We start from the raw sequence: 24626 nt of genomic DNA on the forward strand, positions 1-24626 counted from the left end.
GCGGCAGACGCAATTCTCAGTCTGCCGGGCATCTCCGAAGCCGCGGCTATCTCAGCTGCTGACGCCATCGCCGCCGACATCCGCAACATCATCCGCGAACGCTTTACCACTCAGGGGAAAGGACACTGACCCATGCCCGTCACCCCGATCACACCCGCCCAGACAGACGAACTGGCGAAGCTCGCAGAGATCCCGGCCGTGGGGAGTGAGGAACGGGGCGACCCAGCCGCGAACCTGCGGGAGCGTCTGGGCGAACCGCATTGCTGGGTGCTACCGGGCCAGGATACGGCCAATAACTACGGCTACATCGACGCGCATTGCTGTGAAGAAGGCGAGCTGTCGAAGCCCCTCTGGTCGCTAGAGAGCATTCGCGACGCCATCCTCACCCTCATGTCAGAAGCACGGAAGCAGGGACAGAGGGATGTGCTGGGCGCGTCCTTCGGACCGGACCACTCAGCGGAGCCCGAGCCCGAAGACGGTCTCGGCCCTACGGGTGAGTGTTCCTCGCGCGGCCCGGCGGATGACGACGCGGAGATCGGCCGCATCCTAGTGATGAGCGAGGAGGAATTACGAGCCGACTTGACCGCTCAAGGCCGAGACCCAGACGAAGTAGTGGCCGACATGCGGCGCGAGTTATCCGCTGCGATCAATCTCGTGCAAGAACGTGACCGGCTCAATGCTGCAATCTGGCAGGCGCTGGTCCCATTCCAAGATGAGCTTGTTGCGACCGGCGGCGTGACCTTCATGGGTCTACGCAACGCAGTCGCCAGCGCGGTTGAGCCGTTCATAGAACAGCACCGATCTGACGCGGTGAGCTGGCACGTCGAATACAAAGAGGCTCGGCGAAAGAAGAACGCTGTCTTCGCCGCTGCGATCCCATCGGGCTGGTGGAGGCCAATAGAGACGGCGCCGAAAGATGGCACCGAGATCTTGATCGCGAATGAGTTCTGTCGCGCGCAGATTGCGTGGTGGCTTCCCGAGGGTCATGCTTTCGAATGCGAGAATGGCCCGACATGGGTCATTCCCAGCGGGCGCGGGGGCAAGCTCTACCCGACGCATTGGATGCCGCTGCCAGCGCCGCCGGGCGCGTCATGCGATGAGCGCCCTACGGGCAAAGACGCACCTCGTGCGGCTGAGTCGCGAAGCGATGCCAGCGCGGTCGGCGAAGCCGAGACGCCCCGACCCCTTCCCAAATCCACCCCCTCTCAGCCTGAGATGACGGTGGATGAGGCGAGAGAGGTTTTGGAAAATAACATACCGCGCTGGATGGACCCCGAAAGCTATCTGATCGGCCTCCGCACACGCGCAGCCGACGCGATGGAGCCCTACGTCACGACCGCCTTCAACGCTCACGCAACTCGTGTCGAAGCCGCCCTCCGCATTCTTTCCTCTCACCCCGCCGCCGTCCTGCGCGAGCCGGGGAAGGGAGGTCGGTCGTGATGCACGAAGATCTCGCTAACGGCATCGGCTTGGCGGCAGTGATCCTCGCCATCTGCCTCGGTCTCAGCACCTGCGGCTACACACAGGCCGTGATCTCGCACATGCCCCCGTTGCAGCCGTGCGGAGCGAAGCCATGACCCCTTCCCTCACCCCCGATCCCTCAAGCCCCGGAACCGAGGGCGAGGAGATGCGGTATCCAGACCGGCCGCTGACCTATTGGCTTCGGCTCGCCTCGGATGGTGTCTCGCTCCTCAGCAGCGCGTACTCAGCTCGTCGCTACTGTGCGCAAGCTGCCGATCAGATCGAAGCGCTTGAGGCCGAGAACGCCCGCCTCCACTCCGATCTTACAGCCGCACGAGAGGAACGGGACACCCTCAGGGAACGGGTGGCGAGGCTGGAGAAGTTCGTCGCTTACGTCCTGCTGTGGCGAGATCGTGGGCCACCGCACGGCGACCCAGTTACGGCCTGGAGCGTCATCTCAAATCACCCGGTCGTTGGTTACTACGCTCGGTCTGTCTCCTCCTCAGACCCGGAGAAGCAGAATGGCTAAACCCCTGTATTGCTCATTCTGCGGCTACAGCCAGTACGAGCGCGCACAGCTCATAGCCGGGCCGATCGTGTTCATTTGCGACGAGTGTGTCGACCTGTGCGTCGAGATCATCGCGGAAAGGACGACACCTCTCACTCGCGCTTGGCGCAAGACATGGCAGATCGTGCCACCTCCGAAGGTGGAAGTTCGCAATGGCCGCTGAGCCCTTCATTCCCACACCCGAGATGATCGCCGCCGCCTGGGGCGTGCTGCGCGACCGCTGGCCGGGCCAACCGCATCTGCTTAGCCCAGGGCCGGGCTTTCGTGAGGCAATAGAGGCGGCGTTCGCCAAGATGCCCGGCCGTGATCCCGCCCTTTCCATTCTCGCACAGGAGGCTGAGCATGGGAGCTGAGCGTCCTGCTGCATTCGCCGACGCGCGCTGTCTGACGGCTTCTGAGGCCGCCAATTACTGCCGGCTAACGTCGAGCGGCTTTCGAGCTTGGGTGGCCCGCGGAACGCTTCCGCGCCCACTCCCCGGCACCCGGCGCTGGGACCGGCACGCGATCGATGCGGCGCTTGATCGGCTGAGCGGCTTAGAAAAGGAGGAGCCGACGCAGGAAACCGACTACGACCGCTGGAAGCGGGCTCGCGAGGCACGGCGTGGTCAAGTTTGACCTTCAGGGCGTGCATACAGTGCGCGCCAAGCTGGCCTCAGGCAAGGTCGTAACCTACCACTACGCGTGGCGGGGCGGACCTCGGCTGGAAGGCAAGCCCGGTTCGCCAGCCTTTCACGCGTCCTACAACGCGGCACATGCCGCCAGGAAGGTCGTACCGCCAGGCACGCTGCACGCGCTGATTGTCGCCTACCGGAATAGTTCCGAGTTTAAGGGACGTGCCGAAAGCAGCAAGCGGGCCTACCGAGCGTACCTCGCGCTGATCGAGGACGAATTCCGGGACATGACGTTGGAGGCCGTGCAGGATAAGCGCGCTCGCGGCGATTTCAAAGAATGGCGGGACAGCATGTCCGCGACGCCCCGTAAGGCCGACTACGCTTGGTCGGTGCTGGCACGCGTGCTGGCATTCGCCAAAGACCGCGGCAAGATCAGCGTCAACGTGTGCGAGAAGGGTGGGCGGATCTACACGGGCGATCGAAAGGACGTGATCTGGTCCGACGATCAGGTCGCCGCTTTCGCCGCCAAGGCGCCGCGCCACCTCCGGCAAGTCATGAACCTCGCGCTCTGGACCGGACAGCGTCAGGGTGATCTTTTGACGATGGAGTGGACGGCCTATGACGGCCGGCACATCCGAGTTTCGCAGTCCAAAACGAAGGCGAATGTTTCCATTCCGATCCATGCCACGCTGCGCGCCGAACTGGACGCGACGAGCGACCGAAGCGGCACCATTCTGAAGACGACAGACGGCACGGAGTGGACATCGAGCGGCTTCCGCGCCTCCTGGCGCAAGGCGTGCGCCAAGGCCGGCGTAAAGGGCGTCACATTCCACGATCTGCGAGGGACGGCCGTCGTGGCGCTGGCGCTATCCGGCTGCACCGTCCCGGAAATCGTGTCGATCACCGGCCACTCGCTCGCGGACGCGGAGGCGATCCTGAACAAGCACTACCTCGGTCGGGACGTGCGGCTGGCCGAGGCCGCGATGGCGAAGCGGGAGGCGCACGAGAAGCGCAACGGAGACACGAAAAAAGCGCCCGATTTGGACGCTCAACCGTAGCCAGCCTGTAAAATGTTGGGTAAAATGCCCGATATGAAATCGAGCTAAGTCTTGGTGGGCGCACTAGGGTTCGAACCTAGGACCCGCTGATTAAGAGTCAGCTGCTCTACCAACTGAGCTATACGCCCGATCGCATTTGCGATCCACCCCGGCGGCCACCAAGTCCGCTGGGGTGGCGGGCTGATACCAACGTGGCCGGGAGCTGTCCACCCCCGGCCGTCGTTTTTCTTATTCCGCCGCCGCATGCTGCGCATGCACGCGCACCGCATGGGCCGCGAGCTTGTTCAGCGCCGACAGATACGCCTTCGCAGAAGCGACCAGCGTGTCGGGGTCGGCACCGCGGGCCGTGACGCTCCGCTCGCCGTCCCGCAGGCGCACCGAGACCTCGGCCTGCGCATCGGTCCCGCCCGTCACGGCATGGACCTGGTACAGTTCCAGCTGCGCCTGATGCGGCACCAGGGCCGAGATCGCGTTGAACACCGCATCCACGGGCCCGTTGCCGTCCGCCTCCTCGATCCGCGTACCGGTCTCGTCGGCGATGCGCAGGGTCGCGCGCTGCGGACCCCGGGTGCCGGCGATCACCGACAGGGAGACCAGCCGGATCCGGTCGTGGGCCGTGGCGAGGTTCTCGTCGACCAGCGCCGCGATATCCTCGTCGTAGACGTGCTTCTTCCGGTCGGCGAGCGCCTTGAACCGTTCGAACGCGTCCTGGAACTGGTTGTCGGACAGGTGCAGGCCGAGATCGTCCAGCTTGGAGCGGAAGGCCGCCCGGCCGGAATGCTTGCCCATCACCAGGGAGGTCTTGGTCAGGCCGACCGAGGCCGGGGTCATGATCTCGTAGGTCTCGGAGTTCTTGAGCATGCCGTCCTGATGGATGCCGCTCTCATGCGCGAAGGCGTTGCGGCCGACGATCGCCTTGTTGAACTGCACGGGAAAGTTCGTGGCGTGGCTCACCAACTTCGACGCGCGGGTCAGCATCGTCGATTCGACGCCGGTCTCGTAGGGCAGCACGTCGGCGCGGGTGCGCAACGCCATCACGATCTCTTCAAGCGCGGCGTTGCCGGCGCGCTCGCCGATGCCGTTGATGGTGCACTCGACCTGCCGGGCGCCACCCTCGATACCGGCCAGCGAGTTGGCGATCGCCAGCCCCAAATCGTTGTGGCAATGGACCGAGAACACCGCCTTGTCGGCGTTCGGCACCCGCTCGCGGACGTTCGTGAACATGTCGCGGTACTCGGAGGGCGTGGCGTAGCCCACCGTGTCGGGCAGGTTGATCGTGGTGGCACCGGCCTTGATGGCCGCCTCGACGCAGCGGCACAGGTAGTCGATCGGCGTGCGGGTGGCGTCCATGGCCGACCACTCCACGTCCTCCACGAGGTCGCGGGCCTGGGCCACGGTCTTGAGGATGATCTCGACCACCTCGTCCTGGCTCTTGCGCATCTGGTGGGCGAGGTGGATCGGCGAGGTCGACACGAAGGTGTGGATCCGCGCGCGCTTGGCGTGCCGCACGGCTTCGCCCGCCCGGGCGATGTCGGCGGGGATCGCCCGGGCGAGGCCCGCGATGGTGGCGCGCTTGGTGCGCTTCGCGATTTCCGACACGGCCTCGAAATCGCCGACCGAGGCGATCGGGAAGCCGGCCTCGATGATGTCGACGCCCATCGTGTCGAGGAGTTCGGCCACCGCCAGCTTCTCGTCGAACGTCATGGTGGCGCCGGGGCATTGCTCGCCGTCGCGCAGGGTGGTGTCGAAGATCAGGATGCGGTCGCGGGCGGTGGTGCTGGTCGAAGGGGTCGTCGAGGTCATGATCTTACCCTGTCGCGGGCCGCCCGGCGTGTGGCGCGGCGCGGCGTGATGCCCAGGCGGGCGGGTTCGCGAATGTCGAAAAATCCCCTGAAGGCCCAGGCGCGCGCCCGGACGGCCCTCAGGGGCGGGTAAGCAGAAGCGAAAGGCGAAGCCCGGCGCGGCGCGCACGCGACCGCGGCGCCGGAACGGCGGCCTTGGCGGTCTCGGTCGCTGAGCCGGCTCTGGCCAAGGCTCGTCTCTCCCGGGTCGGGCGCGGACGGCATGGGCAGCATCCGCGCGATGGGTCGGAGACGTAGCGCCCGGCCGTCCGAAACACAAGAGCGGCCGCCGCTTCCGCCGACGGTGCGCCTTGCCAATGGCAGCCCCGCCTCGATAAAGCCGCCGCTACGTCGAGACCCAACCCGCGAGACCATGATGGCCAGCTACAAGCTCCTGCTCCTCCCCGGCGACGGGATCGGCCCGGAGGTGGCGGGCGGCCTGCAGGTTGTGCTGGATGCCCTCAGGGAGACCGGCCTCGCGACCTTCGAGACCGAGACCGACCTCGTCGGCGGCTGCGCCCTCGACGCGCATGGCGTCCCCCTCGCCGACGCGACCCTGGAGCGCGCGAAGGCCGCGGACGCGATCCTGCTCGGCGCGGTCGGCGGTCCGAAATGGGCCGGCGTCGCCTACGAGAACCGCCCCGAGGCCGGGTTGCTGCGCCTGCGCAAGGATCTCGACCTCTTCGCCAACCTGCGCCCGGCGATCTGCTACCCGGCGCTGGCCGAGGCCTCGGCGCTGAAGCGCGAGCTGGTCGAGGGCCTCGACATCATGATCGTCCGGGAGCTGACGGGCGGCGTCTATTTCGGCGAGCCGAAAGAGATCACGACGCTGCCGGACGGGTCCAAGCGCGCGGTGGACACCCAGGTCTACACGACCGGGGAGATCGAGCGGATCGCCCGGGTCGCCTTCGACCTTGCGGGCAAGCGCTCGGGCCGGGTCGCCTCTGCCGAGAAGCACAACGTGATGAAGTCCGGTGTGCTCTGGAAGGAGGTCGTCACCAAGCTCCACGCCGAGCACTACGCCGACATCCAGCTCGAGCACATCCTGGCCGACAACTGCGCCATGCAGCTCGTGCGCCGGCCCAAGCAGTTCGACGTGCTGGTGACCGACAACCTGTTCGGCGACGTGCTGTCCGATCTCGCCGCGATGCTCACCGGGTCGCTCGGCATGCTGCCCTCGGCCTCGCTGGGCGCCGTCGATGAGAGCGGCCTGCGCCGGGCGCTCTACGAGCCGTGCCACGGCTCGGCGCCGGATATCGCCGGCCAGGACAAGGCCAACCCGATCGCCATGATCGGATCCCTGACCATGTGCCTGCGCTATTCCTTCGGCCTGGGCGATGCGGCCGACGCGCTGGACGGGGCCATCACCGACGCGCTCGCGGGTGGTGCGCGCACCGCCGACATCGCTGGCGAAGGCGCGAACCCCATGGGCACCCGCGCCATGGCGACGGCCGTAGCGGATGCCCTGAAGGCCCGCGTCGGCTGAACGTCCTGAGACAGCCGCCGGGGGATCACCGGCGTCCGCGTGTTTGGACGCATGGCGGACGGGCGCGCGCTTCGCTAAGACGCGCCCATCGAGAAGCGGGAGCGTCATGAAGGTCGAAGACGGGGCGTCCGAGCGCGCCAGTGCGGATTTCGGCTTCGAGCGCGTGGCGCTCGACGAGAAGCAGGGGCGCGTCGATAGCGTGTTCCACTCGGTGGCCCGCCGCTACGACATCATGAACGACCTGATGTCGGCGGGCCTGCACCGGGCCTGGAAGGCGCAGCTCGTCTCGATGCTGCGTCCGCCGCAGACTCGGGCCTTCGCGCATCTCGACGTGGCTGGCGGCACGGGCGACGTGGCGTTCCGGGTGCTGGCCGCGGGCGGTCCGCGCACTTGCGTGACCGTGCTCGACATCAACGAATCGATGCTGCGCGTCGGCGCCGAGCGGGCGCGCGAACGCAAGCTGGACGAGGCCGGCGACCGGATCGCCTTCGTGACCGGCAATGCCGAGACCCTGCCGCTGCCGGATGCCGCCTTCGACGCCTACACGATCGCCTTCGGCATCCGGAACGTGCCGCGGATCGAGACGGCGCTCGCCGAGGCGCGACGGGTGCTGAAGCCGGGGGGGCGCTTCCTGTGCCTCGAATTCTCGGCCGTCGACATCCCGCTCCTCGACCGGATCTACGACGCCTACTCGTTCAACGTGATCCCCCAGATCGGCGCCCGGGTCGCCGGCGATGCGGATTCGTACCGCTATCTGGTCGAATCGATCCGGAAGTTTCCCACGCGCGGGGCCTTCGCCGGCTTGATCGAGCGCGCCGGCTTCCGCCACGTCACCGACCGGCCGCTCACGGGCGGCATCGTGGCGATCCATTCGGGCTGGAAGGTCTCTTGACGTTGGCCGAGATCGCTTTCCCCTCCCCCCTGTGGGGAGGGGTCAGGGGTGGCGGTGGTGCAGACGGCACCGCAGCCCTTCATCCTGCCCCACCCCCACCCCCGGCTCTTCCCCGCAGGGGGGAGGAGAGAGCCTGTGTGCGCATCGGCTTAAGGCTGCCCTCTCGGTGATCAGCGCCGCCATCAACCTGTTCCGCGGCGCCAAGGTCGGCTTCGTGCTGGCGCGCGAAGGAGCGCTGGCCTTCGCCGACCCGTCGGAAATGCCGCCGCACCTGCGGCTCGCCCTGCGGATCGGACGGCTGTTGGAGAAACCCGGCCGCGGCGACGGCGCAGTCGGGTTGTCGGCGGCGATGACCCGCCTCGGCCCGTCCTACGTGAAGTTCGGCCAGTTCCTCGCGACGCGGCCCGACATCGTCGGCATGCGGGCCGCCTTCGACCTTGAGAAGTTGCAGGACCGGGTGCCGCCCTTCCCGCAGGAGGTCGCGCTCCGCACGGTCGAGGCCGCCCTCGGCAAGCCCGTGAGCGCGCTGTTCGTCTCGTTCAGCGAGCCCATCGCTGCCGCCTCGATCGCGCAGGTCCACAAGGCGGTGGTGCAGGATGCCGACGGCACGCAGCGCACGCTCGCCGTCAAGGTGATGCGGCCGGGGGTGCGCGAGCGCTTCATGCGCGACCTCGAGGTCATGCGCTTCATGGCCCGGGTGGTTCACGCTTTGTCGCCGCAGGCGGAGCGGCTGCGGCCCCGCGAGGTCGTGGAGATCCTGGCCCGCTCCGTATTGATGGAGATGGATTTCCGCCTGGAGGCGGCCGCCGCTTCGGAGATCGCGGAGAACACCAAGAACGACTCCGATTTCCGTGTGCCCAAGCCCGAATGGGAGCTGACCGCCCGGGAGGTGCTCTCGGCGGAATGGATCGAGGGAACGCGCCTGCACAGCGCCGCCGAACTGGCCGCCAAGGGGCACGACCCGCAGGCGATCGGCCGAACCGTGATCCAGAGTTTCCTCCGGCAGGCGATCCGCGACGGGTTCTTCCACGCCGACATGCACCAGGGGAATCTGCTGGTCGATGCCGAGGGCCGGCTGGTGGCGGTCGATTTCGGCATCATGGGCCGGCTCGGACCGAACGAGCGCCGGTTCCTCGCCGAGATCCTGCTCGGCTTCATCCTGCGCGACTATCGCCGGGTGGCGAAGGTGCATTTCGAGGCGGGCTACGTGCCCGCCCACCATTCCGTGGAGGATTTCGCGCAGGCGATCCGGGCGATCGGCGAGCCGATCCACCAGCGCCGGGCCGACGAGATCTCGATGGCGAAGGTGCTGACGCTCCTGTTCGACATCACCGCCCTGTTCGACATGAGCACCCGAACCGAACTGGTGATGCTGCAAAAGACCATGGTGGTGGTCGAGGGCGTCGCCCGCTCCCTCGATCCGCGCCTCGACATGTGGACCACCGCCGAGCCGGTGGTGCGCGCCTGGATCGCCCGCAACATGGGGCCGGTCGGCCGCGCCCAGAGCGGCCTGGAGGCCCTGCGGGTTGTGACCGACGTCGTCGGCGATATCCCGGATCTGGCGACGCGGTTGAAGCGCGTGCTGATCCGCCTCGACGAGGCCGGCACCGGTGATGCGCGACGCCTCGAAGGCTTCGCCCGGGACGAGCGCCTGCGGGCGATCTGGTCGACCCTCGCATTGTGGGGCATCGCCATTGGGGCGCTCGTGCTGGCCTTCCGGGGGTTTTGAGTCGCTGATCACACGGCGGGTTCTGGATTCGAAGCCGGTTGGAGGCGACAGAGATCCTCCCTCACCCTGAGGTGCCGCAGCGCGGCGGAGGCCTCGAAGGATCCCGCCAGCCGGCCGCCCGATCCCTGATGCCCGCCTTCGCGAACCGCTGACGCGGGCACCGCAGAATGAGGGCGCGGGTTGGCGCGCGCGTGTCAAACCCGCCCGAACACCGCTGGTCAGGCGGCGTCAGCTTGCGCTGGCATCAGGGCGCGCAGTTCGCGGACGAGTTCGCCGAGACCCGTCTTGCCCTTGGCCAGCACCCGGTCCGCCTGACCGGCGAGACGACGCCGGTCCTCCGCGGTGATGTCCTTGGCGGTGAGCACCACCACCGGCACATCGCGCCAATCCGGCCGCTCCCTCAGCAGGCGCAGGAAAGTGAAGCCGTCCATCTCGGGCATCATCAGGTCGAGGAGGATCAGCCCAGGCCGCTCCCCCTCCATCCGCTCCAGCGCTTGGATGCCGTTCTCCGCCTCGCGCACGGAAAGACCCTCGCGCTGGAGGTAGGCGCAGATATGGGCGCGCACGTCCGCCTCGTCCTCGACCACCAGGATCGGACCTCCGCCCCCCGCCGACCGGAACCGGTCGACGATCTGGCGCAGGTTGCCCCAGTCGATCGGCTTCTGAAGGTAATCGGTCGCGCCGAGGGAGAAGGCAAAGTTCTGCTCGTCGAGAATCGTCACCATCACGATGGGCGTCGCCCCGATCTCGGGGTCGGCCCGCAGCGCGCGCAGCACGTCCCAGCCGTCCATCTGCGGCATGGTCACGTCGAGAAGGACGGCCCGCGGGCGCAGGCTCCGGGCGCGTTCGAGCCCTCGCTGCCCATCCTCGGCGATCGCCACCGAGAACCCTTCCCGCTCGAGGAACCGGGCGAGCAGATCACGCGTCGCGGCATCGTCGTCGATCACCAGGATGGTGTTGCGGTCGGCGATGATCGCGCCGGCTTCGTCCGGACCCGACACGTCGGCGCCCGCGACGTGCAGCGGCAAGGTCAACGTGAAGGTGGTGCCCTCCCCCTCCCGGCTCGCCACCGTGATCGCGCCGCCGAGCATCTCGGCGAAGGCCCGGGTGATGGCGAGGCCGAGGCCGGTGCCACCGAAGCGGCGCGTGGTCGAGGCATCGGCCTGGGCGAAGCGCTCGAACAGCTTGCCAACCTGCTCCGCCGTCATGCCGATGCCGGTATCGGCGACGGCGAAGCGCAGCGCGTCCGCCGTACGGGTAACCGCCAGGGTGATACGGCCGTTCTCGGTGAATTTCGCGGCGTTGCTGAGCAGGTTGATCAGGCACTGGCGCAGCTTGGTGACGTCGGTGTGGGCCGTACCGAGATCTTCGGCGAGGTCCAGGGAGAGGACGTTGCCCTTCTTCGCGATCAGGCCGTCCACGGTCGTGGCGACCTCGCGTACCACCGCGGCCACGTCGCAATCCTCCGCGTAGATCTCCACCCGGTCGGCCTCGATCTTCGAGATGTCGAGCACGTCGTTGATCAGGCCGAGGAGATGCCGGGCATTCGACTCGATCTTCTTCATGTCGGTGATGAGCGCGGCCTCGCCGAGATCCTCCAACTCCTCCTGCACCATTTCGGAATAGCCGATCACCGCGGAGAGCGGCGTGCGCAGCTCGTGGCTCATATTGGCCAGGAACTGGCTCTTGGCGGTGTTGGCCGCCTCGGCGGCCGCGCGGGCCGCCTCGATCGCCGCCTCGGCTTCCTTGCGCTCGGTGATGTCGGTGTGGGTGCCGACCCACTCGCGCAGGGTCCCGTCGGGTTCGAGGATCGGAACGGCGCGCACGCTCATGTGCCGGTAGGCGCCCGACGCGGATCGGATCCTGTGCTCCGTCACGTAGGGGGCGCGCGTCGCCACCGCGTCCGCCCAGGCGACACGGGTGTGATCGCGGTCCTCGGGGTGAATGACGTCCAGAAAGCCGAGGCCGGCATAGGCGGCCTCGTCCTGCCCGGTGAACCGGCTCCAGGCGGCCTGCCGGCGCTGGAGGCTCCCTTCGGGATTGGCCGTCCAGACGATCGCGGCGCTCGCCTCGATCAGCGAGCGGAAGCGTTCCTCGCTGCGGCGCAGCCGGGCTTCCGCGAGATGGCGGATGGTCTCGTCGACCACGACGAGGCCGACGCCCTCGACGTCCGGGTTCTCCTGCCCGGTCGCAGCCAGCGCGCCGCGCAGCGGGTAGAAGCTCATCGAGAACTGCCGCAGGCCCCCCGGCGCCGAGGAGGTGGGGACCGCGACCGGGACGTCGGGGGAGACCAGCCCGTCGTTCAAGGCGGCGGCGAGCTTGGGCGCCAGCTCCGTGCGGAGGGTCGGCAGCATCGCCCAGATCGGGGCGCCGAGATCGGCCCCGAAGCCGCGCTCGCTCATCGTGGCGAGCGCCCGGTTCATGTGGCGGATCTGCAGGTCTCTGTCGAGGAAGCCGAGGCCCACGGGGGCGTTCGCCAGCACGCCGTCGAGGAGACGCGACATGCGCAGCGATTCCTGGCGCCGCACCAGGGCAAGGCGTGCAAGCAGCCCGATGGCACCGAGGGCGGCGGCGCCCGAAAGCAAGAACAGGATCAAGCCGCGCCGTTTCGTGCGGATCTGCAGGGCGGCGAGATCGGCGGCGGCCACCGCCTGTCGAGCGGCGGCCTCCATGCGGATTGCGTCCATCAGGCGCTTGCCCTCGCCGGTCCGGACGAGTTCGGTGGCCGCGTCGAAGCCCTGCCCGCGACGGGCCGCGATCACCCGCGCGGCAAAGTCCCGTTTCTGCGCGATCAGGCCTGCCAGGGAGGGGCCGCCGGCCCGGACCGGCTCCTGGGCGGCCGCACCCAGGGTGGACAGTTCCGCCTCGATCTTGGGTAGGGCGGCCGTGTAGGGCGTCAGGTACTCCTCGCTACCAACCAGCACGTAGCCGCGCTCGGAGGTCTCGAGATCTTTCACCTCGGAGATCAGGCGCTCGACATCGGCGATGATCGCATTGGTTCGCGCGGTGGCGCCGCGATCGGCTTCTCCGGCGAGGTAATTGGCCGTGCCTGCCGCCAGGGCGACAAGGAAAAGAAGGAAGGCTGCTGGCGAGCCGAGGAGTGCCCCCAGCGGCTTGGCGCCGCGCCAATTGCGCCGCCGCAGGCGGAAGATCGAGCCGCCCCCCGGACGCGCGCTCATGTCTCGACCAATCCCGTGCTGGTGCCCGAGGCGCCGGAATCCGGTTTGCCATGCGGCAGGGCGAGATATTCCCGCGAGCGCATCTCGATCAGGCGGGAGACGGTCCGGTCGAACTCGAAGGCCTCCCGGCCGGTCTCGGCGGCGTAGAGGTCCGGCGCCTCGGCGGCGGCGGAGGCCACGAGCTTCACGTGCCGGTCGTAGAGCGTATCGATCAGCGTGATGAAACGCTTGGCTTCGTTGCGCTCGGCCTCGGTCATCACCGGGATCCCGTCGAGGATGATCGTGTGAAAGGTGCGGGCCAGGGCCATGTAGTCCGAGGCGCCGAGCGGCATGCGACAGAGGTCGTCGAAGCCGAAGCGCGCGACACCGCCAGCCGCCTCGGGAATCGCGACATCCCGGCCATGGACCGTCACTGCCGCCGGCTGGCCCTTCGCCTTGCCGGTGAGCCCCTTGAAGGCGGCATCGAGGGCGGCCCGGGCCTCAGGCCCGGCCGCCACGTGATACACGGCCGCCCCGCCGAGCTTTTCCAGACGGAAATCGGTGCGCGAATCGAGGCGCAGCACCTCCACCCGCTCCTTGAGCGTTTCGATGAAAGGCAGGAACAGGGCCCGGTTGAGCCCGCCCTCGTACAGCCGGTCCGGCTCGACGTTCGAGGTGGCCACAACGGTCACGCCGCGCCGGAACAGGTGGCCGAACAGGCGGCCCAGGATCATGGCATCGGCAATGTCGGTGACCGTGAACTCATCGAAGCACAGCAGGGTGGCCTCGTCGGCGAGCTGATCGGCCACCGGTCCGATCGGATCGTCGCCCTTGACCGTGCCGGCCTTCAGCGCCTGCCGGTAGGCATGGATGCGTTCGTGCGCATCGGCCATGAAGCCGTGGAAGTGGACGCGGCGCTTCGGCTCCGGCGCGGCGTCGTGGAACAGGTCCATCAGCATCGTCTTGCCGCGCCCGACCGAGCCCCAGATGTAGAGCCCCCGGGGGGTCTCGGCTTCATCCTTCCGCCGGAACAGCCAGCCCAATGCGCTCGTCTTGCTGGCACGCTTGCGACGCTGCAGATCCTGGATCAGCCGGTCGAGGGCGCGGACGAGGCGGGCCTGGGCGGGGTCCCGCTCGATCGCACGCGATGTGACGAGGGTCTCGTAGCGCTCGTGAACCGGGCCGGGCGAAACGGCACCCGCGCGCGCCTCCGGCGATGGCGGGGTGTGCAGGCCGGGTCTGTCGTTCACGCCGCTGGTCCCTCGCAGCTCACCGCGGCGCCGGTCGGGCGGCCGTGCCCGCGTTGAAGGCTGACGCCCGGGCTCCCCCCTGTGCCGGGGAAGGCCAACCTGAATCAAGCCCGGGAGCGGCCTGCGGGGATCAGAACCCGCGGTCTGATCGGCGCATGGCAGCCGCGCGCGGGGTCTTTCCGACACTTTGCTGCATTGCACAACGGAGCCGGGAATGCGACATCACCGGCGGTTCTCGGGAGGGACGTCCGGAGTTTTTGCGCGCGAGCGCTCAGACCGGAGACCCAACATGGCCGTTTTAGCGCGTGACGAACCGGTCCGCACCGTCCGGCGCCTGTGGCCGGCGGACCACGAGGCAGTGCTCGCCTACTTTCTTCGTCTGGATCCGGAGACCCGGGCGAGCCGCTTCATGGGCAACGTCAGCGAGGCCGGCGTGCGGGCCTATGCCGCGCAGGCGATCAAGGCGGACGGCATGATGTACGGCGCCTTCATGGACGGCGTGCTGCGCGGCCTCGGCGAGCTTCGACCGATGGGGCCGTGCCCATCCCGCTATGTCCTGGGACCCAGGGCCGAGGCCGCGTTCGCGGTGGAGCGGTCCTTCCGCCGCCGCGGACTGGGCGCCGACCTGTTCGCGCGGATCGCCCGTGCGGCTCGCCACCGCGGCGTCGTCGATCTCCATGTGCGCTGCCTGTCCGGGAATGGGCCGATGCTCCGCCTTGCGGCCAAACACGGGGCGGCGCTCCAGTATGCCGGCAGCGAGATCGACGGCGCCCTTCACCTTGAGCGGCCGACGCCGTTCTCGCTCTGGTACGAGGGCATCGCTGAGGCGTTCGATTTCAGCCTAGCGGTGAGTTTCCCGAATCGGCCAGGAACCATGGCCTGAGGCAGCACGCGCTCCGACCTGCGTCCGGGCCGCCGTGCTCACCCGACCGTATCGCCCACCAGCGCGAAGGTCAGCAGATCGACGGAGGCGGCCCCACCGCGCAGGAGGGCCCGTGCGGCGGCATTGCCAGTGGCGCCCGTCGTGGTGACGTCGTCGATGAGGAGAAGCCGGCGCCCGCGGATCCGATAGGCCTCAGCGGATGGTACGCGGAACGCGCCGTTCAGATTCTGGGCCCTGGCCGCCCGGCTCAGCCCGACCTGGGAGCGCGTCGCGCGGACGCGTTCAAGGGCAGCCGGGGCAAAGGGAAGCTTCGCCTCGGCGGCGATCGCACGAGCCAGGAGCGCGGCCTGATTGAACCGGCGCCGCCATAGGCGGGTCCGGTGGAGCGGAACCGGAACGAGGCACTCCGCCTCGGCGAGCAGGGTCCGTCCGCTCGCCGCCATCATGCGGGCCATCGCCTTGGCAAGGTCCAGACGATCCTCGTATTTCAAGCGGTGTACGAGCTGACTCGCTACTCCATCATAGAGCGCCACCGCCCGACACCGGCCGAAGACCGGCGGGTCGGCGATGGCGCGGGGCGAGAGCAGTGGCCCGATCCCAAGATCCACCGCGAAGGGCGTCCCGTACCGCTGGCAGACCGGTTCCTCAATGAGCCGCAGGCCGGACCAGCAACGCGGACAAAGGGCGCCGGGATCGGCCGTCGCCGCGCCGCAGCCCGAGCAGGTTGGCGGGTAGATCAACGACAAAGCCCCACGCGGGAATCCGCGCAGGGCTCCGGCGATCGCCTGGATCGCCGTCATCGTTCGTTCGGCTCGCTCGACCGGGGATCAGCGGGCCGATACGGGCTGTGCCGACGAACCCATCTGCTGCTGATCCATCTGGCGGGCACGGGCATTGGCCCGGTGGCGGCCGATGGCGCAGCCGGCCGCAGCGCCGACGAGGCCGTGATGCCCGGCATAGTGGCCGGCGATGCCGCCGACGATCGCGCCCTTGATGCAGCCCTTGGCCTCGGCGCCGCCCGCGGCGGTGAGTGCAGCGAGGGCCACGGCGGCCCCGACGAGCGTGCGCTTCATAGTCGATACTCCCGATGAATCTTGGCCGTGTGGCCAGCTGCAGCAGGAACAGCTGGGCCGTCGAGTCGTTCCAGTTTACCAGAGCGGCTCACGATTCCGTGCGACACCCCGCATCGGGTGGGTCTGGGGTGCTGGCGGGCGGCGATCGGACACGCCATCTGCGGGGGATGGATGCCCCAGCCACCCTGTTCGATACGGCCGCAGCCCGACAGCGGCTCGCCCGCGCTCTCCGGTCTGGATACGCCAGCTTCCTTCTCGATCGCCTTGCCGACGATCTGGATGATCGTCTGGCCGCGGTGCTGCGCAGTTTCCCGACCGTACTGGACCTCGCAACGCCCGTTCCGGTTGCCGTCCCGATCCTCGATCGCCGCTACCCGGAGGCAAAGCATCTCCGGCTCGCCCCCCTGCGCGAGCCCGGCGGAAACCGAATCGTCGGCGATCCGGAGCTGCTGCCGCTGGCCCCGGAAAGCCTCGACCTCGCCGTCTCGCTGCTCGCGCTTCATGGCGCGAACGATCTTCCGGGGACGTTGGTCCAGCTCCGTCGCGCCCTGCGGCCGGACGGTCTGTTCGTCGGGTGCCTGCTCGGCGGCGCCACGCTCACGGAGCTGCGCCAGAGTTTCGGGCAGGCCGAGAGCGAGATCGAGGGCGGCATCAGCCCGCGGGTTGCCCCCTTCGCGGCCGTGCGCGAGGTGGGCGCGCTGCTTCAACGGGCGGGCTTCGCGCTTCCGGTGGCCGATACGGACACGCTGACGGTGCGCTATGCCGACCCCTTCAGCCTGATGCGCGACCTGCGCGCCATGGGCATGACCAATGTCCTGACCGAGCGGCGACGGACGCCGCTGCGCCGGGCGACCCTCCTGCGCGCCGCGGAGATCTACGCCAATCGCTTCGCTGATGCAGACGGGCGGGTGCGGGCGACCTTCGAAGTGCTGTGGGTCTCCGGCTGGGTGCCGCATGCCAGCCAGCAGAAGCCGCTGCGCCCGGGCAGCGCCAAGTCACGCCTCGCCGACGCGCTGGGAACGATCGAACTGAAGCCAGGGGAGACAGGATCGCGATGAAAGTGCTGGGACCCGACCATCCGATCACCATCACGCCGGAACCGCGCCGCGTGCGGGTCACCGTTGCCGGAACCGTGGTCGCGGAGACGCGCCACGCCCTGCAGCTGGCGGAGGCCCACTATCCGCCGGTCTACTACGTGCCGCGCCACGATATGCAGGCTGCTTTCTTCGTGCCGTCGTCACGGACTAGCCACTGCCCCTACAAGGGTGAGGCGCGGTATTTCGATCTTGTGGTCGCCGGAACGCGGCGGCCCGATGCGGTCTGGAGCTATGAGGCGCCCTACCCCGCGGTCGAGGAAATCCGGGAGCATGTGGCGTTCTATCCGGATCGGGTCGACGCCATCGAGGTGACCGACTGACCAGCCCGCCCGTCGCGGCGCTCAGCCGCGGACCAGGGTCCAGAAGCCGGATTTGCGTCCGTGCTTTTGCCGGAGCTTGCCGCGGTAGCTCTCTGGATCTGGGTCGACCGAATCCGCCGCGAGCCGCAGGGCCAGGCCGTCGAGTTCCGCGAGGTAGCGCGCGGCATGCGGGTAGGCCGGGCAGCGGCCGTAATCGAGAATTCCGTCGATGAGCCGCCTATAGAGGATCGTGGCGGCCAGGGGATGGTCCTGCGCCAGGATTTCGGCGGCGGGGGCCAGGACGGCGTAGCGCAGGACGCCATCCCAGACGGTCGGCCGGTCCGTCACCAGCCGGGCCGCGCGGCGCAGGTCCGGCCATGCGATCAGGAACGCGAGCGCCCGATGGGCGTCCGGACAGGTTTCGACATGGTCGAGGGCGCGATGGAGCGCTTCCTCGTCCTCGAAATCGGGCAGCTTGGCGAGGAATGCGCGCAGCATCGGAACATCGAGTTCTTGCTCGAACCGCGCCCAGCGCAGATCTTGCGCCTCCGCGCGACGTTCTAACGCCTCCAGGATGTCGATCTCGACAACGAGCCGCTCCCGCTCGGGCACACGCGGATCGAAGGCAGCGATCAGGTCTTCCCGCGTCGTCGACCGGCGTTTGCCGGGATCCTGTTCGCGCCGGATCCAGCCGAGGGCTTCGGACGCGCGGCCCGAACCGAGCAGGCGCCGGGCGATCTCGGTTCGGTTCTCGGCACCGGGCGCAATCCGGCTCTCGATCGCGATGTAGGCGTCAGGATCGCCCCGGCGATCTGCAATGACCTGACGAAGGCGCAGGATCTGGACGCGGCTGTCCAGGCGGTATGCGGCGGTGGCCCTCGGCTTCGGGCCGCCTTCGGGATGTGCGCTGGCCTCGGCAAGGCGGGCGTCTATCGCGGCCAGCGCGTCCACCTGCAGCACCGGCACCATCTCGCTCAAGAGGGCGCCGAGCGGACCGAACGGATCGTCGGTGAACGGACCCGCGAGGTTCAGGGCGACGTCGGCCGCGGTCTCGGGCGGCAGCCCGCGCGCGATCGCGACGAAGCCGGCAGAGGCTCGGTCGAAGATGGCCTGGATTGCGCCGTTGCTGTCGTCCACGCGGTCCAGCACCACGTCGGCGCCATCGAGGAACCGGCGCAACCGGTCGAGTGCGGCGCCGGGATCGAGGGGGCGCAGCTCGTCGAGAATGATTGTGACGAGGGCCGTGAGATCGGCTGCGAAGGCCCGGCGCTTTTGCCAATCGATGTAGCCCTGGGCGCCTTCGAGTGCCGTCAGCCGCCGATCGATGATCGCCGCGACGGCCTCCGGACCCTGCAGAGAGGCCAGTGCCGCCGTCACCAGCTTCTTGAAGCCGGGATTGCGCACGGTCTCACCGAGGATGAGGCCGATCAACCGGTCGTTGCCGAGGGCCGCCAGGGTCTCGGGCGACGGCGTCGTGCGCCGCGCGCCTTTCGGCAGAGGCGGCGCCTTGATCGGTGACGCCTCCGATTTCACCGCACGCGGTCGCGCCACGGCTGCTCCTGTCGATACGCACGTGCCAGCATGGTCGCCTTGCCGGGGCTACTCGACCACCTTGGCGCGCGGGCGGTCACTGCCCTGGGCGGTCTCATCGTGCCAGCCGCCGGCCTGATCCTGATAGCGGATCCCCTCGGTCGAACCCGGCACCTGCTGCTCGGCCGCCGCAGCCTGGGCCGCCTGCAGCGCCTCCTCCCGACTCGGGAAGGTCTCGGAAAACACGTCGCCAACCTTGTAGGCGAAACCGCCATCGTGCTCGACGATGCGATAGGTAACCTCGGACATCACGCCTCCTGTACGCGTCCATGATCGTTGAGCGCGAACCCGCCGGACGCGTCACGGTTCCGGAGGGCGGATAGCGTCGGCCTCCGATCTGCCGGAATGCGAGCCTACCCGCGTCCGATCCCGGCAAGGCAAAGACGACGATGCAGCTCCGAACGATGATCGCCCTGGCTCTGATCTGCGCCGCGTGGCAGGCGCGCGCCGAAGAGGGATTTCTGGATAAGCTGTTCGGCGGCTCCGGGCGGGGTGCGCCACCCAATCCCTTCGCGTCGAATTACGCGTCGGCACCGCCCACCGCCGAGGAGATCCGAGCCGAGCGCCAGCGACGTGCAGGTCGTGGTGAGCGTGGAAGCCAGGTCGCGCCACTTCCGCCCGGCCGCATCCCTCAGGAGTGACGCGCGTCAGGAATCGCCCACGACGCCCGCGGCATCCTGCGCCTGGAGTACGTCCGGGCGCGGCATCGAGATGATGTTGTAACCGGCATCTACGAAATGGATCTCGCCGGTCACGCCGCCGGAGAGCGGCGACAGCAGGTAGAGGGCCGAGCCGCCGACATCGTCCAGGCTGACGGTGCGCCGCAGCGGGGCATGGGCGCGCTGATGATTGAACATCAGCCGCGCGTCGGCGATCCCGGCGCCGGCCAGCGTCCGCATCGGACCGGCCGAGAGGGCGTTCACCCGGATCCCGTTCGGGCCGAGGTCGCTGGCGAGATAGCGCACCGAGGCTTCGAGGGCCGCCTTGGCCACGCCCATCACGTTGTAGTTCGGCATGACGCGCGTCGCACCGCCATAAGTCAGCGTCAGCAGGGAACCGCCCGGCTTCATCCGCTTGGCCGCGCGCTGGGCAATCTCGGTGAAGGAGAAGCACGAGATCGTCATCGTGCGCACGAAGTTCTCGCGCGTGGTCACGTCGACGTAGCGGCCCTTGAGCTGCGCCTTGTCGGAGAAGCCGATGGCATGGACGACGAAGTCCAGGCCGTCGAACCGCGCATCGAGCGTCTCGAAGGCGGCGTCCACCGAGGCGAGATCCTCGACATCGCAAGGCAGGACCATATCCGAATCGAGCTGCGCGGCGAGCGGCGTCACGCGCCGACCAAGCGCCTCGCCCTGATACGTGAAGGCCAGCTGGGCGCCTTCGGCATGCAGGGCCTTGGCGATACCCCAGGCGATCGAGTGATCGTTGGCGACACCCATGATCAGGCCGCGCCTGCCCGCCATCAAACCCGTCATGCCGACATTTTCCCGAACGAGCCCGCCGAGCCCGGACGGCCGGGCCGGGTCGCGATGCGCTCGACCGAACCGCGACAGGGTGCCTTAGCGTGCCTCGCTCCGCGCTCCAAACGCCGCGACGCGGCGCGGCCAACAAAAAAGCCCCGCCATCCGGCGGGGCGCTCACATTTCTGCAGACGGGTTCAGAAGTGACCGTCGGTCCGGGAGCTGGCGTCGTCAATGAGCGCCTGTTTGGCGTAGATCGCCGCGTATCCGGCGATCATCAACCCACTCAGCGTTCCGAGGATGAATGTCCCCATGGCCGCTCCCCCAAATCTCAACACGGGGTAAACGCCGACCGCGTGTGAGGGGTTCCGGCCGACCCGGTCAGGCGTCGACGTGCTTCAACACGAGGGTCGCGTTGGTCCCACCGAACCCGAACGAATTCGTCAGGACATGGCCGAGCTTGGCACCGTCCCGGCGCTGCCGCAGGATCGGCATGTCGGCAAAGGCCGGATCGATCTCGTCGATATGCGCGCTCTCGCAGATGAAGCCGTTGTTCATCATCAGGAGACTGTAGATCGCCTCCTGAACGCCGGTGGCCCCGAGCGAATGCCCGGTCAGGGACTTCGTGGCGGCAATCGGCGGACAGGCGTCGCCCCGGCCGAACACCTCTCGGATCGCCTCGATCTCCTTGTCGTCACCCACCGGCGTCGAGGTGGCGTGGGGATTGATGTAATCGATCTTCGCGCCCTTCAGGCCTTCGAGCGCCTGGCGCATGCAGCGCACCGCGCCCTCGCCCGACGGTGCCACCATATCGTGCCCGTCCGAGGTCGCACCGTAGCCCGCGATCTCGCCGTAGATCCGCGCGCCGCGCGCCTTGGCGTGCTCCAGCTCCTCAAGCACGAGGACGCCTGCCCCGCCCGCGATCACGAAGCCGTCGCGATTGGCATCGTAGGCCCGGGAAGCCCGGGCTGGGGTGTCGTTGAACTTCGACGACATGGCCCCCATGGCGTCGAACAGCACCGAAAGCGTCCAGTCGAGATCCTCGCAGCCGCCGGCGAAGATGATGTCCTGCCGGCCGCCCTGGATGATCTCGGCGGCATTGCCGATGCAATGGTTGGACGTCGCGCAGGCCGAGGAGATCGAATAGTTCACGCCGCGGATCTTGAACCACGTGGCAAGCGTCGCCGAGGCGGTCGACGACATCGCCTTGGGCACCGCGAACGGGCCGATGCGCTTCGGGCCCTTGTCGCGCGCGATGGCGGCCGCCTCCACGATCACCCGGGTCGAGGGACCGCCCGAGCCCATGATGATGCCGGTGCGCGCGTTCGAGATATCGCCCGCCTCAAGCCCGGCATCGGCGATCGCCTGATCCATCGCGACGTGATTCCAGGCGGTACCGCCGCCATGGAAGCGCATGGCGCGCCGGTCCACCACGCCCTCGGGATCGAGGGTGGGCGCGCCGGAGACTTGGCTGCGGAAGCCGTGCTCGGCGTAGCTGGCGTCGCGCGCGATGCCCGAGCGGGCTTCGCGCAGGGAGGCCAGCACCTCTTGCGTGTTGTTGCCGATGGACGAGACGATGCCCATCCCGGTGATGACGACACGGCGCATGATAGTGACGATACCTCCGTCGCGGCGTCGCTCGCCCGCGCCGCGTCCCGGTCAGCTAAGATGACGCGGGTACAATCTCAACTGCCCAACGTGCTCAACGGTCCAACACGTCCGACGTTGCGGACAAGCCGCGACCGGCATCGCCGACGCAGCGGTAAACATCTCAGCTCTGGAACAGCCCGACACGCATGTCCTGAACCTGGTAGACGCGCTCGCCGTCCGCTTCCAGCCAGCCGTCGCCGATCCCGAGGACGAGCTTACCCTGCCGGACGCGCTTCACGTCGACATTGTAGACCACCCGCTTCATCGACGGCAGCACCTGGCCCGCGAGTTTCACCTCGCCGACGCCTAGCGCCCGGCCGCGGCCGGGGGAGCCCAGCCAGCCGAGATGGAAACCCAGCATCTGCCACAGGGCGTCGAGGCCCAGGCAACCGGGCATGACGGGGTCGCCCTGAAAATGGCAGGGGAAGAACCAGAGGTCCGGCCGGATATCGAGTTCCGCGGTCACGTGGCCCTTGCCGTGGGCGCCGCCATCGGTTGCGATCGATGTGATCCGATCGAACATCAGCATCGGCGGCAGGGGCAGCTGCGCGTTTCCGGACCCGAAGAGCTCGCCCCGCCCGCAGGCGAGCAGGTCTTCGTAGGAGTACTGCGACTGACGGCTCGCGTTCGGCGCGAAGGTGTCGGCGTCTGGCGGCATTGCGTTGGCTGTTTCCTTGGATTCCGGGTGCGGCCCACGCAAAAAAGCGTCCGCCCGTCCTGTGGCGCGCGGGTTAGCACGGGGCGATCCGCCTTCAAAGTCACAGGCTGCCGGTCAGCGTCGGTGCAGTGCGGTCGCGCTCGGGTTGCGACCCCATGACCAGTTCATTATAGTGCGTGAGATCTCACCCGGCCCCCCGTCGAGCGTTCAGTCCAGCAATGTCCGAACCGGTGCCCTTCCAGGCTGTTTTCAACGGGCGTGTTCCCGCGCCTCAGCTGGAGGCCAACGGGACTCCGCGACGCGGCTGCCCGCTTTCCGACCTGCGCGACCGTCTGCGTCGGGCCGGCCTGCGGCCGACGCGACAGCGCCTGTCCCTGGGCTGGCTGCTGTTCGGTCGCGGCGACCGGCACCTGACCGCCGAAATGCTGTACGACGAGGCGATGCGCGCCAAGGTGCCGGTGTCGCTGGCGACGGTCTACAACACCCTGCACCAGTTCACCGAGGCCGGGCTCCTGCGCCAGCTCGCGCTCGACGGGTCGAAAGCCTACTTCGACACGAATCCGAGCGAGCACCACCATTTCTACCTGGAAGACGAGAGCCAGGTGATCGACATGCCCGATTGCGGGATCACGGTCGATTCGCTGCCGGAGGCGCCGGAAGGTATGGAGATTGCCGGTGTTGAGGTGATCGTCCGCCTCCGCCGGGCCCGACCGAACGCGCGCCGCCAGGGCTGAACGGGCGGCTCAAACGTCGGACGATTGCAGAGGCCCGGCGGCATCGTCTGGGCCTTTCTTCGTTTGACGATGGGCTTCCAATGATGGGGCGTGAAACACAGGACGTCTCCCCTTATCGAGGGCGTCCGGCTCGCTCCGGCGCCGCCAAGGTCGCCAAAACCCGCTCCCGCTGGGTGGGGGTAAAGGTTGCTTTTTGTCCTTGTTGTCGATGTCCACCGGAGAATTGTGAACATCGTATCCCCGCCGGCGGGGCGAAGACGGTCTCAGGGCGGCCGTCATAGGTGCTGCAAACGACGTACGTATTCGCGTGCGCCGTCGTGGCCGTGCGGCTACTCGACGACCTCGTTCGGGTAGACGCCCCAGAGCCGGTTCTGGCGGATGTAGCCGTCGACATCCCGCTTGTTCGGGAGCGCAACGATCAGGCGGCACCATGTGCCGGTGCAGCTCTTCACGCTGCCGATCACGCCGGTCTGAAGCTTGGCCTCGTCGTCGGCGCCGTCTTCGGCCTTGGCACGCAGCGACACGGACGCCTTCTCGATGCCCTTGTCGGGCCCGGCATTGACGATCGCGGTGCGCCGTCCGGACAGCAGAGAATGCAGGACCCAGCCCTCGGTCCCCTCCGAGTCACGGATCCGGCGCCAGGTCTCGAACTCGCCGACGATCTCGACCGGGAGGCCCGCCCGCTGGAATACCCATAGGGTGCGGTGATCCTTGGAGGGCCCCTCACGCAGGTTGACGCGGTCGGTCTTGAGGCTGGCATAGCGCGGCAGCGGCAGTTTGGTCACCGGCCCGACCCCGGTCTCGATCGGGGCTGCAGGGGCCGCCGCCAGGGTCGCGGGGCCACTCGCCAGCAGCGCCACAACGGCGAGGCTGAGGCGTAACGCGCGCATGATCGTCTCCCAGTCCGGACGGGTCGATGGTGGCGAAGGGGCTTGTCGAAAGCGAGGCCCTTTCGACGCGGGGGCACGGCCCGCATCCGATTGTGTTCCGGCCCACCTCTGATAGAGAGTCCGATGGGTCAGGACAGGCTCCGGAACCGGCGCCGCGCGATCGGTCCTGTCTGGCCGAATTCGGTTAACGGACGCTTGCGCGGGTCGGTCCCGCCGGGCGCCGTGACCACGGCCGCAG

General features: G+C 68.3%; 24 protein-coding genes, 1 tRNA gene and 1 pseudogene. 14 read left to right on the forward strand and 12 right to left on the reverse strand.

Annotated elements, in window-relative coordinates:
• Positions 1-132: 132 nt before the first annotated feature.
• From MKK88_RS00695 to MKK88_RS00720, 6 genes and pseudogenes are all read left to right on the forward strand, one after another.
• Positions 133-1440: a DUF551 domain-containing protein gene (locus MKK88_RS00695; RefSeq protein ID WP_243996664.1), complete on the forward strand. Its 1308-nt coding sequence runs from the start codon at positions 133-135 to the stop codon at positions 1438-1440.
• Positions 1440-1577: a hypothetical protein gene (locus MKK88_RS00700; protein ID WP_243996665.1), complete on the forward strand. Its 138-nt coding sequence runs from the start codon at positions 1440-1442 to the stop codon at positions 1575-1577. The genes MKK88_RS00695 and MKK88_RS00700 overlap by 1 nt, the downstream gene beginning before the upstream one ends.
• Positions 1574-1990: a DUF6212 domain-containing protein gene (locus tag MKK88_RS00705; protein ID WP_243996666.1), complete on the forward strand. Its 417-nt coding sequence runs from the start codon at positions 1574-1576 to the stop codon at positions 1988-1990. The genes MKK88_RS00700 and MKK88_RS00705 overlap by 4 nt, the downstream gene beginning before the upstream one ends.
• Positions 1983-2108 (forward strand): annotated as a pseudogene (locus MKK88_RS00710) (ClpX C4-type zinc finger protein); the annotation flags it as partial. The gene MKK88_RS00705 and the pseudogene MKK88_RS00710, both read left to right, overlap by 8 nt.
• Before the next feature lie 73 nt (positions 2109-2181).
• Complete coding sequence (locus tag MKK88_RS00715) at positions 2182-2382, forward strand: hypothetical protein (protein ID WP_243996667.1); 201 nt, start codon at positions 2182-2184, stop codon at positions 2380-2382.
• Positions 2383-2630: 248 nt separating this feature from the next.
• Entirely contained in the window at positions 2631-3698 is a 1068-nt protein-coding gene (locus tag MKK88_RS00720) for a tyrosine-type recombinase/integrase (RefSeq protein WP_243996668.1), read from the forward strand.
• 52 nt (positions 3699-3750) lie between these two features.
• Here MKK88_RS00720 and MKK88_RS00725 read toward each other — a convergent pair.
• Both MKK88_RS00725 and MKK88_RS00730 read right to left on the reverse strand, forming a co-directional pair.
• Positions 3751-3826, reverse strand: a tRNA-Lys gene (locus MKK88_RS00725).
• Positions 3827-3926: 100 nt separating this feature from the next.
• Positions 3927-5501 carry a 2-isopropylmalate synthase gene (locus MKK88_RS00730; protein ID WP_243996669.1) on the reverse strand — a complete coding sequence of 525 codons (1575 nt, stop codon included), beginning with the start codon at positions 5499-5501 and terminating at the stop codon, positions 3927-3929.
• A 414-nt stretch (positions 5502-5915) separates the two neighbouring features.
• Here MKK88_RS00730 and leuB point away from each other — a divergent pair, with 414 nt between their 5' ends.
• From leuB to ubiB, 3 genes are all read left to right on the forward strand, one after another.
• The gene (gene leuB, locus MKK88_RS00735) at positions 5916-7025 is read left to right on the forward strand and encodes a 3-isopropylmalate dehydrogenase (protein WP_243996670.1); all 1110 of its coding nucleotides are present in this window, start codon (positions 5916-5918) and stop codon (positions 7023-7025) included.
• A 106-nt stretch (positions 7026-7131) separates the two neighbouring features.
• Positions 7132-7917: a bifunctional demethylmenaquinone methyltransferase/2-methoxy-6-polyprenyl-1,4-benzoquinol methylase UbiE gene (gene ubiE, locus MKK88_RS00740; protein WP_243996671.1), complete on the forward strand. Its 786-nt coding sequence runs from the start codon at positions 7132-7134 to the stop codon at positions 7915-7917.
• A 166-nt stretch (positions 7918-8083) separates the two neighbouring features.
• Positions 8084-9646: a 2-polyprenylphenol 6-hydroxylase gene (gene ubiB / locus MKK88_RS00745; RefSeq protein WP_243996672.1), complete on the forward strand. Its 1563-nt coding sequence runs from the start codon at positions 8084-8086 to the stop codon at positions 9644-9646.
• A gap of 218 nt (positions 9647-9864) precedes the next feature.
• Here the strand turns inward: ubiB and MKK88_RS00750 are convergent, their stop codons facing one another.
• Both MKK88_RS00750 and zapE read right to left on the reverse strand, forming a co-directional pair.
• The gene (locus MKK88_RS00750) at positions 9865-12825 is read right to left on the reverse strand and encodes a response regulator (protein ID WP_243996673.1); all 2961 of its coding nucleotides are present in this window, start codon (positions 12823-12825) and stop codon (positions 9865-9867) included.
• Positions 12822-14054 carry a cell division protein ZapE gene (gene zapE / locus MKK88_RS00755; RefSeq protein ID WP_243996674.1) on the reverse strand — a complete coding sequence of 411 codons (1233 nt, stop codon included), beginning with the start codon at positions 14052-14054 and terminating at the stop codon, positions 12822-12824. Before zapE ends, MKK88_RS00750 begins: the two co-directional genes overlap by 4 nt.
• A 289-nt stretch (positions 14055-14343) precedes the next feature.
• Here zapE and MKK88_RS00760 point away from each other — a divergent pair, with 289 nt between their 5' ends.
• The gene (locus MKK88_RS00760) at positions 14344-14937 is read left to right on the forward strand and encodes a GNAT family N-acetyltransferase (protein ID WP_243996675.1); all 594 of its coding nucleotides are present in this window, start codon (positions 14344-14346) and stop codon (positions 14935-14937) included.
• Positions 14938-14975: 38 nt separating this feature from the next.
• On the opposite strand, the gene MKK88_RS00765 is transcribed toward MKK88_RS00760, so the two are convergent.
• Positions 14976-15737 carry a ComF family protein gene (locus MKK88_RS00765; RefSeq protein ID WP_243996676.1) on the reverse strand — a complete coding sequence of 254 codons (762 nt, stop codon included), beginning with the start codon at positions 15735-15737 and terminating at the stop codon, positions 14976-14978.
• Positions 15738-15764: 27 nt separating this feature from the next.
• Positions 15765-16010 carry a hypothetical protein gene (locus tag MKK88_RS00770; RefSeq protein ID WP_243996677.1) on the reverse strand — a complete coding sequence of 82 codons (246 nt, stop codon included), beginning with the start codon at positions 16008-16010 and terminating at the stop codon, positions 15765-15767.
• Between the two features lie 167 nt (positions 16011-16177).
• On the opposite strand from MKK88_RS00770, the gene MKK88_RS00775 reads away from it, so the two are divergent.
• Both MKK88_RS00775 and MKK88_RS00780 read left to right on the forward strand, forming a co-directional pair.
• Positions 16178-17068: a methyltransferase domain-containing protein gene (locus tag MKK88_RS00775; protein ID WP_243996678.1), complete on the forward strand. Its 891-nt coding sequence runs from the start codon at positions 16178-16180 to the stop codon at positions 17066-17068.
• A complete protein-coding gene (locus MKK88_RS00780) occupies positions 17065-17427 on the forward strand; it encodes a DUF427 domain-containing protein (RefSeq protein ID WP_243996679.1) in 363 nt (120 codons plus the stop codon). The genes MKK88_RS00775 and MKK88_RS00780 overlap by 4 nt, the downstream gene beginning before the upstream one ends.
• A gap of 21 nt (positions 17428-17448) precedes the next feature.
• Here the strand turns inward: MKK88_RS00780 and MKK88_RS00785 are convergent, their stop codons facing one another.
• On the reverse strand, positions 17449-18957 hold the full coding sequence (locus tag MKK88_RS00785) for a DUF6880 family protein (RefSeq protein WP_243996680.1): 1509 nt from the start codon (positions 18955-18957) through the stop codon (positions 17449-17451).
• Positions 18958-19005: 48 nt separating this feature from the next.
• A complete protein-coding gene (locus tag MKK88_RS00790; RefSeq protein WP_243996681.1) occupies positions 19006-19245 on the reverse strand; it encodes a hypothetical protein in 240 nt (79 codons plus the stop codon).
• Positions 19246-19400: 155 nt separating this feature from the next.
• On the opposite strand from MKK88_RS00790, the gene MKK88_RS00795 reads away from it, so the two are divergent.
• Complete coding sequence (locus MKK88_RS00795; RefSeq protein WP_243996682.1) at positions 19401-19637, forward strand: hypothetical protein; 237 nt, start codon at positions 19401-19403, stop codon at positions 19635-19637.
• Between the two features lie 6 nt (positions 19638-19643).
• Here MKK88_RS00795 and fabI read toward each other — a convergent pair whose 3' ends face one another.
• The 3 genes from fabI to fabA form a co-directional block, all read right to left on the reverse strand.
• Positions 19644-20471: an enoyl-ACP reductase FabI gene (fabI, locus tag MKK88_RS00800; protein ID WP_243996683.1), complete on the reverse strand. Its 828-nt coding sequence runs from the start codon at positions 20469-20471 to the stop codon at positions 19644-19646.
• A 366-nt stretch (positions 20472-20837) separates the two neighbouring features.
• Entirely contained in the window at positions 20838-22064 is a 1227-nt protein-coding gene (gene fabB / locus MKK88_RS00805) for a beta-ketoacyl-ACP synthase I (RefSeq protein WP_243996684.1), read from the reverse strand.
• Between the two features lie 163 nt (positions 22065-22227).
• Entirely contained in the window at positions 22228-22764 is a 537-nt protein-coding gene (fabA, locus tag MKK88_RS00810) for a bifunctional 3-hydroxydecanoyl-ACP dehydratase/trans-2-decenoyl-ACP isomerase (RefSeq protein WP_243996685.1), read from the reverse strand.
• Between the two features lie 218 nt (positions 22765-22982).
• On the opposite strand from fabA, the gene irr reads away from it, so the two are divergent.
• Positions 22983-23498 carry a Fur family transcriptional regulator Irr gene (gene irr / locus MKK88_RS00815; protein ID WP_243996686.1) on the forward strand — a complete coding sequence of 172 codons (516 nt, stop codon included), beginning with the start codon at positions 22983-22985 and terminating at the stop codon, positions 23496-23498.
• A 329-nt stretch (positions 23499-23827) separates the two neighbouring features.
• Here irr and MKK88_RS00820 read toward each other — a convergent pair whose 3' ends face one another.
• On the reverse strand, positions 23828-24388 hold the full coding sequence (locus MKK88_RS00820; protein ID WP_243996687.1) for an SH3 domain-containing protein: 561 nt from the start codon (positions 24386-24388) through the stop codon (positions 23828-23830).
• Positions 24389-24626: the final 238 nt, after the last annotated feature.

The sequence above is a fragment of the Methylobacterium sp. E-005 genome (assembly GCF_022829725.1).
In the GTDB taxonomy this organism is placed as follows: Bacteria; Pseudomonadota; Alphaproteobacteria; order Rhizobiales; family Beijerinckiaceae; genus Methylobacterium.